This is a genomic window from Parabacteroides sp. AF18-52 (genome assembly GCF_003479145.1).
Lineage (GTDB): Bacteria > Bacteroidota > Bacteroidia > Bacteroidales > Tannerellaceae > Parabacteroides > Parabacteroides faecis.
The window spans coordinates 47,975-64,672 of sequence record NZ_QUGR01000001.1 but is presented as its reverse complement, the minus strand read 5'-3'; the positions used below and the strand labels follow the sequence as shown (position 1 = coordinate 64,672).

At 43.1% G+C, this 16,698-nt stretch carries 12 protein-coding genes and 1 pseudogene; 6 read left to right on the top strand and 7 right to left on the bottom strand.

The window, feature by feature from the left end:
• Positions 1 to 50 precede the first annotated feature (50 nt).
• The 5 genes from cysD to DWX23_RS00215 all read right to left on the bottom strand — a co-directional run bounded on the left by cysD (position 51) and on the right by DWX23_RS00215 (position 5,263).
• A complete protein-coding gene (gene cysD / locus DWX23_RS00235; RefSeq protein WP_122352706.1) occupies positions 51 to 959 on the bottom strand; it encodes a sulfate adenylyltransferase subunit CysD in 909 nt (302 codons plus the stop codon).
• 23 nt (positions 960 to 982) lie between these two features.
• Complete coding sequence (gene cysC / locus DWX23_RS00230) at positions 983 to 1,591, bottom strand: adenylyl-sulfate kinase (protein ID WP_122352705.1); 609 nt, start codon at positions 1,589 to 1,591, stop codon at positions 983 to 985.
• A gap of 24 nt (positions 1,592 to 1,615) precedes the next feature.
• On the bottom strand, positions 1,616 to 3,169 hold the full coding sequence (locus DWX23_RS00225) for an SLC13 family permease (RefSeq protein ID WP_122372966.1): 1,554 nt from the start codon (positions 3,167 to 3,169) through the stop codon (positions 1,616 to 1,618).
• Positions 3,170 to 3,275: 106 nt separating this feature from the next.
• The gene (gene cysQ, locus DWX23_RS00220) at positions 3,276 to 4,100 is read right to left on the bottom strand and encodes a 3'(2'),5'-bisphosphate nucleotidase CysQ (RefSeq protein WP_122352703.1); all 825 of its coding nucleotides are present in this window, start codon (positions 4,098 to 4,100) and stop codon (positions 3,276 to 3,278) included.
• A 107-nt stretch (positions 4,101 to 4,207) separates the two neighbouring features.
• Positions 4,208 to 5,263, bottom strand: a complete 1,056-nt coding sequence (locus DWX23_RS00215) for a DUF362 domain-containing protein (RefSeq protein ID WP_122372965.1) — start codon at positions 5,261 to 5,263, stop codon at positions 4,208 to 4,210.
• 182 nt (positions 5,264 to 5,445) lie between these two features.
• Here DWX23_RS00215 and DWX23_RS00210 point away from each other — a divergent pair, with 182 nt between their 5' ends.
• From DWX23_RS00210 to DWX23_RS00200, 3 genes are all read left to right on the top strand, one after another.
• Positions 5,446 to 5,835: a hypothetical protein gene (locus tag DWX23_RS00210; protein WP_122372964.1), complete on the top strand. Its 390-nt coding sequence runs from the start codon at positions 5,446 to 5,448 to the stop codon at positions 5,833 to 5,835.
• Between the two features lie 492 nt (positions 5,836 to 6,327).
• Positions 6,328 to 7,524, top strand: a complete 1,197-nt coding sequence (locus DWX23_RS00205) for a DUF4272 domain-containing protein (RefSeq protein ID WP_122352700.1) — start codon at positions 6,328 to 6,330, stop codon at positions 7,522 to 7,524.
• 35 nt (positions 7,525 to 7,559) lie between these two features.
• Positions 7,560 to 8,621: a Gfo/Idh/MocA family oxidoreductase gene (locus DWX23_RS00200; protein WP_122373457.1), complete on the top strand. Its 1,062-nt coding sequence runs from the start codon at positions 7,560 to 7,562 to the stop codon at positions 8,619 to 8,621.
• 136 nt (positions 8,622 to 8,757) lie between these two features.
• On the opposite strand, the pseudogene DWX23_RS00195 reads toward DWX23_RS00200, so the two are convergent.
• Positions 8,758 to 9,366 (bottom strand): annotated as a pseudogene (locus tag DWX23_RS00195) (class I SAM-dependent methyltransferase); the annotation flags it as partial.
• Between the two features lie 241 nt (positions 9,367 to 9,607).
• Here DWX23_RS00195 and glyA point away from each other — a divergent pair.
• Entirely contained in the window at positions 9,608 to 10,888 is a 1,281-nt protein-coding gene (gene glyA, locus DWX23_RS00190) for a serine hydroxymethyltransferase (RefSeq protein WP_122352699.1), read from the top strand.
• A 169-nt stretch (positions 10,889 to 11,057) separates the two neighbouring features.
• On the top strand, positions 11,058 to 13,406 hold the full coding sequence (locus DWX23_RS00185; protein ID WP_122352698.1) for a family 20 glycosylhydrolase: 2,349 nt from the start codon (positions 11,058 to 11,060) through the stop codon (positions 13,404 to 13,406).
• Positions 13,407 to 13,650: 244 nt separating this feature from the next.
• Here DWX23_RS00185 and DWX23_RS00180 read toward each other — a convergent pair whose 3' ends face one another.
• On the bottom strand, positions 13,651 to 16,119 hold the full coding sequence (locus DWX23_RS00180) for an alpha-L-arabinofuranosidase C-terminal domain-containing protein (protein ID WP_122372962.1): 2,469 nt from the start codon (positions 16,117 to 16,119) through the stop codon (positions 13,651 to 13,653).
• Positions 16,120 to 16,312: 193 nt separating this feature from the next.
• Here DWX23_RS00180 and DWX23_RS00175 point away from each other — a divergent pair, with 193 nt between their 5' ends.
• Positions 16,313 to 16,678 carry a PleD family two-component system response regulator gene (locus DWX23_RS00175; protein ID WP_122352696.1) on the top strand — a complete coding sequence of 122 codons (366 nt, stop codon included), beginning with the start codon at positions 16,313 to 16,315 and terminating at the stop codon, positions 16,676 to 16,678.
• Positions 16,679 to 16,698: the final 20 nt, after the last annotated feature.

Here is a 16,698-nt window from a genome sequence, read left to right as displayed (position 1 = left end):
TAAAAACAGTTCTTAAAACTGTCATCTGTCAATTGTCAACTGTTAACTAATTAAAAATATCCTTCTCTTTTCTTTTGTTCCATGCTGGCATCCTGGTCGAAGTCGATCACACGGGTCGTACGTTCGCTCTTGGTGGTTGTCATCATCTCTTCCACGATTTTTTCAATCGTATCGGCCTCACTCTCCACTGCCCCTGTCAACGGCCAGCAACCAAGTGTACGGAAACGAACCATACGCATCTTAATCTGATCGCGATACTGTTCCGGCAGACGGTCGTCATCAGCCATGATCAGGTTGCCGTCAAGCTCGACGATAGGACGTTCTTTGGCATAATACAACGGAACGATAGGTATATTTTCCAGACGGATATATTGCCAGATATCCAGTTCCGTCCAATTGGATAACGGAAATACGCGGATACTTTCACCTTTATGGACACGGGCGTTATAAATATCCCATAATTCCGGACGCTGATTCTTCGGGTCCCACTGATGGAACTTGTCACGGAAGGAATAGATACGCTCTTTCGCACGGCTCTTTTCCTCGTCACGACGGGCACCACCGAAAGCGGCATCAAACTTATATTTATCGAGGGCATGCAGTAAAGCCTGCGTTTTCATCAGGTCGGTATGCACTTTACTACCATGCGTAAAAGGCCCGACACCAGCGTGAAAGGCCTCCATATTCGACTCGACGATCAGGTTCCAACCGAACTTTTTCGCATACTCATCGCGAAACTGTACCATCTCCTTGAACTTCCATTTGGAGTCGATATGCATCAAAGGAAACGGCACTTTCCCCGGAGCAAAGGCTTTCTCTGCCAACCGGACCATCACAGACGAATCTTTACCGATAGAATAAAGCATCACAGGATTCTCAAATTCAGCAGCAACCTCCCGTATGATATGGATGGATTCTGCTTCCAGCTCCTGCAAATGGCTTAATTTGTAATCTGACATAGTTATATTTGTTATTATTATTATTATACTTTTACTTTAGGTAATATCAACCCTAATAATTTATTTACCGACTCTTCCAGACTCAACACAGATGTGTCCAACGATAATGCCGGATGTTCCGGTGCTTCGAACGGAGCCGAAACACCTGTAAAATCTTTGATTTCCCCTCTACGGGCTTTTGCATATAATCCTTTCACATCGCGACGTTCACATTCTTCGATCGGTGTGTTCACATAGATTTCCAGGAAATTTTCTTTTCCTATGATAGACGAAGCCATCTCCCTCAAATCGTTGTTCGGACTGATAAAAGCCGCTATGGTTATAACACCGGTATCGATAAACAGTTTACTTACCTCCGCTATACGACGGATATTCTCGACACGGTCTTCCGGCGAGAACCCTAAATTGTTATTGATCCCGCTACGGATATTATCGCCATCCAGGATACGGCATAACAAACCACGCTGATGCAACTCACGCTCCAACGCAATGGCTATCGTACTTTTACCCGAACCGCTGAGCCCGGTAAACCAAACCATCACACTACGTTGTCTTAATAGAGATTCTTTATCCTCCCGCCCCATCATCCGGTCGAAGATCGGATAAATGTTATTTGATTGTGTATTACTCATTTTGTTTTTTATTTCCCCTTTTTACTAGAATTTCCAGATCATTGGTATCACAAACACGGAGATCAGGAATGTGATCAGGTTCAACGGCAATCCGATACGGACAAAGTCGGTGAACTTATAACTACCGATACCCTGCACGATCAGATTGGTCTGATAACCGATCGGAGAACTGAAGCTAGCGGATGCAGCCATACAAATCACTACAAAGAAAGGTGTCGGATTGACTCCCAACTGGGTAGCGACAGACAACGCGATCGGAAAACTCAAAGCCGCCGCCGCATTGTTTGTAATCAGTTCCGTGAATATATTCGTAATAATAAAAATAATGGCAAGTAAGGCATACGGTCCGAAGTTATCCGCCATGCTGATAATATAGCTGGCAACCAACGACGCAAAGCCGGAATTCTCCATCGCTTTACTGATCGCAAAAGCACAGGCGATCGTAATCAGGATATCCCATGAAATATATTTCGTATATTTTTTAGGTGGAAATATCTTTGTCCAGGCCATAATGATCGTCGTGATACAAACGAAGAAAAACATATCCAGCCTCATATTCGGAATAGCCTCTTTCACTGCCGGCAACTCACCGACCGTTGCACCGACGATCATAAAGATCAGCAGACCTAAAGCCAGCCAACGCTTCTTTTTCGACACCGGTTCCGTATTCTCACTACCGTTTGCCAACATCAGGAAGACACTCGATTCTCCCCAGGTCGGAATGAACGTATCGTCAGCCCAGAGAACCAACGTATCTCCCTCATGCAAAGTAACTTTATCGAGATCGTGAGTGAAACGTTCTCCCCCGCTTTTCACCTCCTTCACAATCGCACCGTAATGACGGGTGAAATTAAACTCCCCTAATGTTTTATTAATACCGGGAAAACGGGCTCCCAACACAGCTTCTACGCGGTGCAGATTTCCCGGTCCACCTTCTTCATCTTCTTCCAGATGGTTGTCCTGGCGGGAATCAGGCAATAACTTGTTAGAGAAAGCAAAGAGATATAAAATACCGGCTATAGCAATAAAAACGCCTACCTTTCCGAGTTCAAACATTGTAAAACCCTCATAACCAGCATCCATTACCATACCATGTACTACCAGGTTGGTCGATGTACCGATCAATGTACAGATACCGCCTAATATAGTCACATAAGATAACGGAATAAGGAACTTAGTAGCAGGAAGTTTTACAGATTCAGCCCAACGTTTAATGATCGGGGCAAAAATCACAACTACAGGAGTATTATTAAGGAATGCGGAGACAAATGCAATAGAAGGTAACATGCGAACCTGTGCTTTCAAAACAGTTGTTTTACCTTCCGGAAGGAGTTTCTTGATCAATTGCCCTAAAGCACCGCTCTGACGGACACCTTCACTCACCAAAAAGAGCATGGCAACAGTTATCATCCCTTTATTACTGAACCCTTCCAGCATTTCTTTAGGGGTTAATATACCGGCAACCAGAAATAATACTACAACGGAAAGTAGTATCATTCCCGGTCGCATCCTGTCCCATACTAATGCCGCAACCATTCCGGCCAGGGCCAGCAATACAAATAATATCTCGAAGTTCATTATGTACCTAATCTGTCTAATTTTCTCAGATAAGGTGCAAATGTAATAAGAAAATTAACGTTATTCGTACGTAAAAGATCTATTTTAGACTTATTGACCAAAATAATCAGCAAATGGAAGAAAGGGGTTTTACAATGAACCAGGGGTTATGCAAATCCTCTTTGTTGTATTTCAACGGAGTTCGCCCATCAATATGAAAGACATCGCATCCGGCTCCTCTTGCAATGGCGTGACCGGCAGCCGTATCCCACTCCATCGTCGGCGCAAAACGTGGATAAATATCGGCACTACCTTCTGCTACCAGGCAGATTTTCAAGCTACTGCCACTACTGATAAGCGTAACAGGCTGGCCTTGTTTCCGCAGGTTCTCAATAAAATCCGTTGTCTCCGGACTCTGGTGTGAACGGGAGGCAACAACGACAATTCCCTGATGTGCCATAGAAACGGGTAGACGGTTTGCGTTTTGCATGATCTCATCCATAGAAGGCTGATGATCGCAATCCGCCACCAGCTTATATGCGCCCAAAGAATCCGCCGAGAAATACAACTCTTTCCGTACCGGAACGTAAATAACCCCCAGAACGGGTACACCCTTTTGGATCAAAGCGATATTCACAGTAAACTCACCGTTCTTTTTGATAAATTCCTTGGTTCCGTCCAGCGGATCCACCAGCCAGAATGTTTCCCACGAAGAACGTTCGGCATAAGGAATATCCTTTCCTTCTTCACTCAATATCGGATATGGAGTTACGGAAAGAACGTTCATGATCAGTTTATGAGCAGCTTTGTCGGCTTTCGTCAAGGGAGAATTATCGGCTTTGCGTTCAATTTCAAAATCAGATGCAGGATCTGTATAAATATCCATGATAGCTTTCCCGGCGTCTATCGCTGCCCGGACAGCAATGTAAAGATTGTTCGAATAGTTCATCATCACTCATATCTATTAAGTTTGTAATAATACAAATATAATGTTTTTTCCGAACAAAACCATCTATGAAAGCTATTTTATTTCAAACGCTACAAACTATTCACGTATTCTCAGGCATCCAGTAGGACCAAATTGTATTTCTGGCTACCGACACCTATTGCCTCTGCATGCTCAAGGGTATGGATGCCGTGTCGCGACTCCATCCGTTCGATCAGATGCTTACGTCCTTCGTCCGGCGAGTTATATACCATATCCACACAGGCTTTATCCAATGCGACCGGGTCAAGAGAAGCCAGAATGCCAACATCTGCCATTTGCGGATCAGCCGGGTGGGAATCACAATCGCAATCTACCGACAACTTATTCATCACGCTGATATAAAGTATTTTATCACCGCAATGGTCGGCAACAGCTTTGGCAGCTTCAGCCATCGATTCCAGAAAGAAATCCTGTTCGGGAAGATTTCCCCACATCTCCGAGGCATTCCGGGTCGTACCGGCAGAATGTATCCAGGCTTTACCGGAAGAAGAAGCAATACCGATAGATATATTCTTTATAGCACCACCGAAACCTCCCATCGCATGCCCTTTGAAATGAGAAAGAACAACCGTGAAATCGTAGTTTGTATAATGTGAACCGACAAAGTCTTCTTTCAGATGCGTCCCACCTTTTACCGGCAAACTAATCTCTCCTTCCTCATCCATGATATCCACTTTCGCGATAGAGGTAAACCCATGGTCCGCAGCCGCTTTCAAATGATTCTTCGTATCAGATCGTCCGCCGCCATAAGCGGTATTACATTCGACAATGGTACCGTTTACTTTCCGTACCAGGTCGCCAATAAGCTCCGGTTTCAGGTAATTATTTCCACCAGGCTCTCCTGTGCTTAGTTTCACCGCTACTTTTCCTGTAACCGAACGTCCGAGAGCCTCATAAATACGCACCAGGCTCCTGGGAGAAATTTCACGCAACATATAAACTGTTGCTACTTCTCCGGACGGGTTATTTGTGTGTCCTTCTTCTCCCGTCTCTTCACCTGACCTGCCATTTGCCGAACAGGCTGATAACGGGACCAGATTCGATGTTAACAAAACGCCTCCGGCTGCTACCGAAGCCTTAATAAATCCACGCCGCGTAAATGACGACATCTTTCTTTTTCCACTCATAAGTAATACATTTTATTTTAATGCAAATGTATCTGTATTCCTACTTTTAACTTGTACCTATATTACATATATTTTTACCCAAATCACTGTTTTACTCTAATTCTTCGAATAACACAATAAACATCTATAAACCAACGTTTAATACATCAAGAAAGTAATTATTAACTTTAAACATATAAGAAATGAAATCATTAAAATCGGTATTTAAGTTTTGGCAAGAAATTATTTTTATAGTTTCAACCGGATCATTGCTTATTGGAAGTACAAGAGGCGTCATCAATTCGCAATCAATGGATATATGGGATATTTTGCTCGTATGCTGGGTACTTCCTTTATTTATTTGCCTTATCGGACAATTTTTCTGGAAAAAGAAAAGCCTGGCTACCATCTTATCCATACCTCTGGGATTAAGCTCCGTGATTACTATTTTTATGGCTTTGTATGGTATATTCAATAGTCCGTCTTACAGAACGGAAAGTATTGCGATGCTTATCATCGGAACAGTCTTAGTGCTAGCGGCGTTAAAAATGCCTTTTAAATATGATGTTAATAAAGTACATGTGGAATCCTAACGCAAGATAATAGATATACTCTTGATTATTTTTGCCGGCAAATAATTAGAGAGTAAACCTCTTTCAAAAATAAACAACAAAAGGGACAACCCTTTTTATTGATTAGACAGAAAGTAGTCAACTAAAATCGTTAAACTACACCTTGAAAGTGTTTCATTGTGTAGAAACAAGTGTTTCACTTAGGAGAAACAACTGTTTCATTATAATGAAACAATAAATTCACCCCTATGAAATAACCGGTATAACTTTATAAGGAATTCAATTCTCCTTCAGTCTTCTTCATTTGAAATACAAAACATACACACAGATCGAAATCTAAAACATAATATTGGTGTTAGCAGCGGCCGGTATACACAACACAGTTAATCCATCTCTACCACCCGATAAACTTAAATAAAGACACAACAGCAACACTACAAAATACCTTTATTTTATTATTTTTGTACAAGAGAATCATCATCCGGCTATCAAACGGATATAAACAACAAAATAATGGAAAAAGCAAACATCACGTTATACACAGTAATCGGCAATCCGGACCGTATCGTAACCTCTATCCGGGATCGGTTCAAAGAGATGACAAAAGAGCTTACATCAGAAAACGGAGCTATCATCCTGACACTTGCAGACGACTCTAACATCACTTTCAACATCAGCCATCAACAGGATAAACCGGACTTTATCGCATCGCATACAGCCGGCATGGCCAACTATTTCGCTTCCGCCCAGACACCATTGGTCGAACTGAAAGAAAATGTGCTGCGTCAAATCCGCGTATTCAACTGTATAACAGGTATTACATTCGAAGTCGATGATAACGAAGACCGGACGAACTATATCATCAATTGCCTTTTCGCCGTCGCCAACGATGTGAACGGCTTCCTGCTCTATCCTAGTATGCAGATATATACGAAAGAGGGGAAACTACTGTTCTCTATCCAGGGTGAAAGCCAACTGACGGAGTTTATCCCGATCGGCAACGCAGACCTGTTGGATGCGAACCGCCCGGAAGAGGCTCCGGCTGATGTGGAAAGACGTTTACGTTCTATAGCACTCCTTGAAGCAAGAAATATTCCTTATATGGAACATTTACACAGCGAGGCGCTGGAAAGCGAAGTTAAACTGAGAAGCCGCGAAGAAATGGTGAAACGGGCGGCGGCATTATTCGCCGTTGCGGTTTATTCGGAAGTGATGTTATCGGAAGACTCCGACCGGGAAGCAGCACTCTCCTATTTTAATAAAATGGATGAATTATACGGAGTAAAATCATATATTACACCCCATGAAGCTGCATATATCAATAACCCGGAACCGGAAGAACAAGAATGTATACAGTTCGGATGGCGGTATGAATGTTGTGGCGTATTGCTTTGGGCTGCTGGTGTGGTAGACGATCTGTCTTATCCTTCCACTATCATCGACGTCCCCGTCCTTGCTGCCATATTCTGGCAACATAAAGGTATCAAAGATCTACTTTCCAAGGGATTTGCACGCCCCGAAACTGAAATACTGGATGCCGCCGATATGACATTACGTTATGACTGGGCTTGCGTGGACGCACGTATTCATGGTAAAGAAGCGCCTGCCTCACTCGACGGAGGAGTCGTCATGGAACGTCATTATGCTTTCAACTGGATCATCGGAGCTAATAACGGAGCCGATTGGGATCATATTCAACCGAATACATAAGAAACAAGATTCTAACAATGCATAAAGAAACAACTATGGATAAGATAAAAACCGGATTAGCGGCCTACGGAATGTCAGGACAAGTTTTCCATGCGCCGTTTATCAGCACGAATCCCCACTTTGATTTAACGGCTATCACAGAACGCAGCAAAAACCTGGCAAAAGAGCGTTATCCCGAAACACATATTGCCCGCAGTTTTGATGAGTTGCTCGATATGAACGACCTGGAACTGATCGTTGTCAACACTCCCGACAGCTCCCATTACGACTATGCCCGTCGCGTACTCGAAGCCGGCAAGCATGTGATCGTAGAAAAGCCATTTACACAAACTGTAGAAGAGGCGAACGAGTTGGTAACTTTTGCTACAGAAAAAGGTCTGACATTAAGCGTCTACCAAAACAGACGCTGGGACAGCGATTTTCTAACGGTTAAAGAGATATTGGATAAAAAATTAACGGGCAGATTGGTTGAGTTCGAATCAACCTTTCCCCGTTTCCGTAATTTCATCAAACAAGGGACCTGGAAGGAAACAGGCGAAGCCGGAGGCGGAATAACTTATAATCTGGGAGCACATCTGATAGATCAGGCGGTACAGTTATTCGGTATGCCGGAAGCCGTCTTTGCCGATATTGCGGTTCTACGTGACAATGGGTTGGTCGATGATTATTTCATTATTCATTTATTAAGGCCGTCAAAAGCACCGGACGTGAGAATTACCTTAAAAGCCAGCTACCTGATGTGCGAACGGGAGCCGCGGTTCACGCTGCACGGGACAGACGGATCATTCGTCAAATATGGCCTCGACAGACAGGAAGCCGACCTGACAAACGGCCTAATGCCTAACACGCCGCATTGGGGAGAAGAAGATCCCGAAATCTGGGGATTGTTGCATACAGAAAAGAACGGCCTGAATATGCAGGAGAGATATCCGAGTATTCCGGGTAATTACGGTGCCTTTTACGAGAACATTTACCAGCATATCCGTAAGGGAGAGACACTGCTAAGTGATGCCCGTGGAGTGATAAATGTAATACGCCTGATCGAGGCTGCCTGGGAAAGCAGCCGATCAGGGAATGTTTTAAATTTGAACCCGTAACAAAAACGCGCCTTGCTCTTATCAGGTTTTTACATAACGGATGGCACAACAGTACTATCCGTTATATATAGTTACACCATCCGAATGATATTTTCTATGCTACTTCTTTACCGCCGACACCAACAACATCATCGGCCTTTATTAAACCATTTACATAGGTTGTCAATGTCTTATGGTATTTCACGACATCTTCACCCAAAAAGACAGCATTCCGCTTTCCTTCTGTAAAATAACGATCTACGGGCCAATGAAGGATTTTACCCTCCTGATCATACTGCCAATCCTGTGTGCCGTACGCTGTAAAAACAGGATGCTCGACAGAAAAAACAAACGAACCTCCTTGTGGTAAACACCTGTGAACATCGCGACAAATCGTATCGAATGATTCCAGATAATGAAATGTCAACGAACTGACAACCACATCAAACGTATCAGGATCATAATCAAAATCTTCCACTGCCATGCATTTATATTCGATTAAAGGAGAAGCATTCCTTTTCCGTACTTCTTCCAGCATCTTTTCCGAAATATCAATACCTACAACCGAAATAGCTCCATGTTCCACCGCATAAAGACAATGCCAACCGAATCCGCATCCCAGATCGAGCACCCGTTTACCCTGAAAGTCCGGCAGCATCTTCTTCAGCACATGCCACTCTCCTGCCCCCTTCAACCCACTTACAGAGCGCGACATCTGACTGTATTGACTAAAGAACTTCTCATCATCATACTTATTCTCTTTCATAACTTAAAATGTATTATTATATACAAAACAAATAATCCCCTGTAAGGGAACGGTCAAAAATAGAGAAATTATCGGGAAAATGATCCTCAATCCCATAAATATAACTTGCTCATTATTTCCAGATTATAATTATATTTTGATAACAATTTAGCTATATATACAGATATTTATCGTAAATTTGCGACGATTCTCTCTAAAATAGCAAGTAGAGAGCTCATTGCAATAACCAATTTTACATGTAATGAAACAAGACAAGATCATTTTCGACATCATTGAGAAAGAACATCAGCGCCAGTTAAAAGGAATCGAGCTGATTGCTTCTGAAAACTTTGTGAGCGACCAGGTGATGCAAGCCATGGGTAGCTGTCTGACCAACAAATACGCCGAAGGTTATCCCGGCAAGCGCTATTATGGTGGTTGTGAGGTAGTAGACCAAAGCGAGACGATTGCTATCGAACGGTTGAAACAAATCTTCAATGCTGAATGGGCAAACGTTCAACCTCATTCAGGAGCACAGGCAAATGCTGCTGTATTCCTGGCAGTTCTTAATCCCGGGGACACATTCCTCGGTTTGAATCTGGCTCATGGCGGGCACCTTTCACATGGTTCTCCAGTAAATAGTTCAGGTATCTTATATAGAGCAACAGAATATAATGTAAAAGAAGAAACCGGTCGTGTCGATTACGACCAGATGGAAGAAGTAGCACTTCGTGAAAAACCGAAACTGATCGTCGGTGGCGGTTCTGCTTATTCACGTGAATGGGATTACAAACGTATGCGCGAAATCGCTGATAAAGTAGGCGCATTATTGATGATCGACATGGCCCACCCGGCCGGTCTGATTGCTGCAGGTTTGCTGAACAATCCGCTGGAATATGCTCACATCGTAACTTCTACAACACATAAGACATTGCGTGGTCCGCGTGGCGGTATCATTCTTCTGGGTAAAGATTTCGAAAACCCATGGGGAAAGAAAACTCCCAAAGGCGAGATCAAGAAAATGTCTCAACTATTGGATTCTGCGGTATTCCCGGGTATCCAAGGAGGTCCTCTGGAACACGTAATCGCAGCTAAAGCCGTTTCTTTCGGTGAAGCACTGGAACCTGAATACAAAACTTATCAGGCTCAGGTTAAAGCAAATGCTGCTGCTATGGCTAAGGCTTTTATCGACAAAGGATATAAAATCATTTCTGATGGTACGGATAACCACAGCATGCTGATCGACCTGCGCAAGAAGTTCCCCGAACTGACTGGTAAAGTAGCCGAAAAAGCATTGGTTGCTGCAGATATCACTGTAAACAAGAACATGGTTCCGTTCGACAGCCGCTCTGCTTTCCAGACTTCAGGTATCCGCGTAGGTACTCCGGCTATCACGACTCGTGGTGCGAAGGAGCCGTTAATGGCTGAAATTGTTGAATTGATCGACACAGTTCTTTCTGCACCGGAATGTGATAAAACAATCACTGCTGTTCGCGAAAAAGTAAACAGCATCATGAAAGAATATCCAATCTTCGCATGGTAAAACACAATGTATAGGAGTTGCGTTCACTCGCGCTCCTATACATTATATTATATATAAACCGTATAAGCGGCAAAAATATCTGTTTAACCGGGATAAATACCGGGACGACCGCTAGGGCCGCCCCTACGAAAAACAAAATTCACAATTATCAATAAACTTATTCTTGAACATGAAGAAGCTCATTTCAATGTGTGCCGGCGCAGCACTTTGTATACTTGCGTCATGCAGTGAAGGGCCAACTAAGCAGATGCCTTACAATCAGGGTATCAATGTTATTCCGACGCCTGTAAGTCTGACCCAGAATGAAGGGGTCTTTAAAGTAGGTAAGAATATGGCTTTCCAGGCTTCCACCCCGGAGGCAAAAGTCATTGCCGAGTATTTTGCTTCAAAGATCAACCAGGCAACAGGTTATAAGACCACTGTCGGAGACCAGGCTGTTTCTAACGGAATCTCGCTCGTACTCGACGATGCGTTAGACGTAAATAACGAAGGCTACACACTGGACGTTACCACCAACGGCGTAACCGTAAAAGCCAAAACTCCTCAAGGCTTATTCTATGGTATGCAGACTTTCATGCAGTTATTGCCTGCAGAGATCGAAAGTCCGGCTGTTGTAAACGGTATCGCATGGACAACTCCATGCGTAACGGTAAAAGACGAACCGCGCTTCGCTTATCGTGGTTTCATGCTGGATCCTTGCCGTCATTTTATCCCTGTCGAGAACGTAAAGAAACAAATCGATGTTTTGTCTTTATTCAAAGTAAACACAATGCACTGGCATTTGACCGACGACCAGGGCTGGCGTGTCGAAATCAAGAAATATCCGAAGCTGACAGAGATCGGTGCAAAACGTATCGAAGGTGAAGGAACCGAATACGGTGGTTTCTATACACAGGAAGAGATTAAGGATGTTGTAAAATATGCCGCAGACCGCTTTATCACCGTTATTCCTGAACTGGAACTCCCGGGACACGAAATGGCCGCTATCGCTGCTTATCCGGAACTGTCCTGCAAAGGCGAACAAGGTACTCCCCGTATCATCTGGGGTGTTGAAGACATCGTTATGTGTGCAGGCAAAGAAGAACCATTCAAGTTCCTGGAAGATGTGATTGATGAGATCGCTCCGATGTTCCCCAGCGAATACTTCCATATCGGTGGTGATGAATGCCCGAAGATCAGCTGGAAAGAATGTCCGCTTTGTCAGAAAAGGATCCAGGAAGAAGGTCTGAAAGGGACTAAAGAACATAGCGCAGAAGAACGTCTGCAAAGCTATTTCGTACAACGGATGGAAAAATATCTGGCCGAAAAACATGGCAAAAAGATCATTGGCTGGGATGAGATCCTGGAAGGTGGACTCGCTCCTTCTGCAACTGTCATGTCATGGCGTGGTGAAGCCGGAGGTATCGCTGCAGCTAACATGGGACATGATGTGATCATGACTCCGGGAAGTGCCGGTATGTATCTCGACCAATACCAGGGAGATTCCAAGATCGAGCCGGTTACTATCGGCGGATATGCCACAATCGAGAAAGTATATAACTACAATCCGGTCCCCGATACACTGGTCGCAACAGGCAAAGCACAACATATCAAAGGTGTTCAGTGTAATAACTGGTCTGAATACATGTATAATACAGATCTGATGGAATACCGTATGTATCCTCGTATGCTTGCTTTATCCGAAATCGGATGGAGTCCGCTGAATCGCAAAGATTACAAAGATTTTGAACGTAGACTGGACAATGCATTGGTTCGTCTGGATGAACACAACATCAACTACCAGATCCCGCAACCGGAACAACCGAACGGTTCTTCTAACTTTGTTGCATTCACAGATAAGGCTTCTCTTGAATTTAAGACTACACGCCCTGTCAAAGTGGTATATACGATCGACGGAACAGAACCGACTGCAGAATCTACGGTCTACTCAGCTCCTATCGAATTCACCGAATCAGGTATATTGAAGATCCGCTCTGTTCTGCCTTCCGGTAAAATGAGCAAGACTCGTACGATCACCGTTGAAAAACAGGCATTGGCTCCGGCTAAGGAAGTTGCTAAAACAACTCCGGGACTGGAAATGCAGGTTACTGACGGCATGTTCCTTGAATCATCGAAACTGGCAGATGTGAAGGAATGGAAGAAGTCTACAATGAAAGATCTTCGTGAACTTACCAGTGTCGTTAAGAGTAGCGAGTCGATGAGAGGTGTAAAACAGTATGCTGCCGTTGCTACCGGTTATGTAAATATTCCGGAAGATGGCGTTTATTATATTTCTTCAGACAATGAAGAAGTCTGGATCGACGGCAAACTGCTTATCAACAACGGCGGTGAAGTAAAACGCTTCTCTCGTCACGACACATCTGTTGCTTTAGCAGCCGGTTTACACGAGATCAAGGTTGTATTCCTTGGACATATCATCGGCGGATGGCCTTCTAACTGGAATGACGGTAGCGTAAAATTACGTAAAGCCGATGCAGAGAAATTCACTCGCATCACTCCAGAAATGCTGGTTCATTAATTGAAAATATCTTCCGGGGTCTCGAAAACCCCGGTCAAACGTTGAAAAATGCTTTCCGAGATCTCGGGAAGCATTTTTTTATGGTGAAAGTGACTTCCCGAGGTCTCGGAAATGAACTTTCACCATTGAAAACGATCTCCCGAGACCTCGGAAACGAACTTTCACCATTTAAAGTCGGTTTCCGAAGCCTCGGGAGTCGACTTTAAACGTTTTTCAACCATCCGAGGACTCGAGAGGCCTATTCTTAATCAATCTTCAGCTTCATTATCGTGATCGAATTAGGCGGAAAGGAATAAACCATCGGTCCCCCTAATGAGAAAGATACATTTTTCGATACCGGGATAATCCTTGTAGGATCTTTAAATGTATTACGAGCCGAAGGATCTCCCGCTAACTGAAGGATCTCAGCATCATTCTTAACACCGGCACCTTTTATATTCAACTCTGTTTTTTCTTCATGCTGTGTCGTATTGACCACTTTCAGTATGATCGTATCAGTCTCTTTATCCAAAGTCGCTACGGATACAAGTGAAGGCAGAGGAGGCAATACAACCTCATGCAACAATACACCATCCACATAACAGCTAACTGTTTCATCTTTACAAACGACTTTCACATCATACCAGCGATTACTCTCAAAAGAATATGCTTTAGGAGAGCGCAACGTATCTTTAACAGCACCCGATGAGCGGTAGAACTCACAGGAACCCGGAGTGATGGAAACGGCAATATGGTCATTCGCTTCTCCATTCTTTCCATTATCCCGCACACGTAGCTGAACCGGTCCGCTCCCTTTATTCCTTCTTAGCTTCATAGAGAAAGTATAATCATGGGCTGCAGAATCCCCCATCAGAACATAGTTCCAACGGTTGGCATCAGGTGTTAAAGTTCCGTTATTCACTTTCCAGCCACCGGTCCGGACCATAGCTTCCGTTACCGGTTTTCCATCGATCCTCACATCATCAAAGTCATAACTATTATCAAACAAATCGATTCCGGTATATCCGAACGTCACCTGTGGCTTATTGTACGTATTAATTTCCGTTTTCAACAGATCATCACCCCGATTATCCGAAAACATCTTCAGCATATAATAAGAAGGCGACCCTATAGCACTGTTATTATTAAATGAAATAGCCGGATATCTCTGGAAGTCATAATTCACATTTCCCAATACAGGTGCATAAGCCAGATGTTTTACAACTTCCGGACTGTTCTCTACCCCCAGCAGAAAGCAAGCCTCTCCTATTGCAGCCCGTAACGTTCCCTGCAAAGAAACATCTCCCATACTGAATTCTCCGATGAATACAGCAGGGAATCTTCTCAGATATTGTCCGGTTTCATACCTGTTATGATTCGCGATCAGAAAGTCCTCACCGGAATAGAAATGGTAATCCGTCCACTCTGTTCTGTTTTTCCCTGAAATAAAAGAACTTTTGATCACGGTAATTTCCGGATAAGCTTCATTGATCGCTTTTTTAAACAGATCAAAACGCTTGGAATATTCCTGTCCATAGTTTTCACTACCGACCTCTATGTATTTCAGATCAAAAGGTGCCGGATGCCCATTCTTTGCACGCATAGCACCAAATGTCGAATCAGCCGGTTGATTGGCATAAGCGATGGCATCCAATGCATCTTGTACTAACTTATTCATTGCCGTAATATCCTCATAACGCGGACGTCTGCTCTGACTGGTAACCCCACTGTTTATCACATAGAGCGGTTCTGCATTCAAATCTTCACACATCTGCAGATATTCATGATATCCCATCCCATTCGTCGAACCATAGGCCCAAATATTCCAGAAATTCCTACGCGTAGAGATATCACCTATCGTTTCATGCCAGACCGGATATGTCCCGGCTGTATATCCTTCAACAAAACTGCCTCCCGGAAAACGAATGAACTGAGGATTGAGCGCAGAGATCATCTCCATCAGATCAGGACGCAAACCATTAGGTCTGTCTTTCCATGTTTTTTGAGGAAATAAAGAAACCATATCCATCCAGAATACAATGGAAGTATCGGCAGTAATTGCTAAAACGGCATTATCGGTGTTTTCTGAAACCGTGAACGTGTGTTTATATTTTCTCCATTCATATATCGGAGACACATTAAAAATATCACTTAACGGTGCCCCTATCACGGAATCACCGATAAATATACTTACTTTTTTAGGAATCATCGAACCGCCTTTCAGGAATAAAGACAACTCATATTTTTCTCCCTTACGTATGGAAAGTCCATTATAACCCGTTGCAGCGACTCCTCCTCGTCCCGACTCCGAGGAGGCAGCAACAGAGACCAGTAAAGATCGCTTATTCTTATCATTAATCAATTCCTGTCCGTCAGGCCACATACTGGTATTGGATGAGATTTTTCGCCATCCGGGCAATGAATCGGAACGAATAAAAGGAATTGTCCATCCGTTCGGAGTACTTAAAACATTTCGTTTTGCATCATACGGACAGTTCAAAGGAGGCACTCCCTCTTCAAAGCTACGATTTTGTATCATCTCCGCATACAATCCGCCGTCGATAGCATGATTTATCTCTTCTATTGTTACTCCATACAATTTTTTATTCACAGGAACAGAAAAACCGTCCATATCAATCACTATCGATGACGTAACAGGCATTTCCGGCTGGCATCCGGACAACAACAAAACAAGTATAGCGCTTATATTTAATGCTTTAAAAGGTATATTCATTTCTTTGTTTATCAATTCAAAATAATGACTACATTTCGCCTTGCAAACTTAAAGAATAATTTCCACATATATCATTCTTTGAGAAAAAGACTATTCCACATTAAAAACCTTTGATTTTTATACTCTTTATTAAATAATTATTTTAATTTTGTGCATTGAAGCATACAAAAAAAGCACTAGTATAAGAAAAAACATGAAACAGTCAATTTTATTGGTTGATGATAAGCCGGAAATAGCAAAGATTATAATGCTGTATTTGTCTTCATTGTATGAAGTCACATATAAAGAAAATCCGATAAAAGCTATAGCATGGCTTAATGAAGGTAATATTCCTGACGGAGTTATATCCGATTTGAATATGCCAGAGATGAGCGGAGAAGAATTTTTGTGCTATTTAAAGGCAAACGAACTTTTCAATCACATTCCGGTACTGATCCTCTCTAGCGTTGAAAGTAGCGCTAACAGAATCCGTCTTTTTGAAGAAGGAGCAGAAGATTTCATTCTGAAACCTTTTAATCCTGAAGAACTGAGAGTCAGGGTTAAGAGACTCTTGAGATAAGTACTTAAACACCAGGGTAA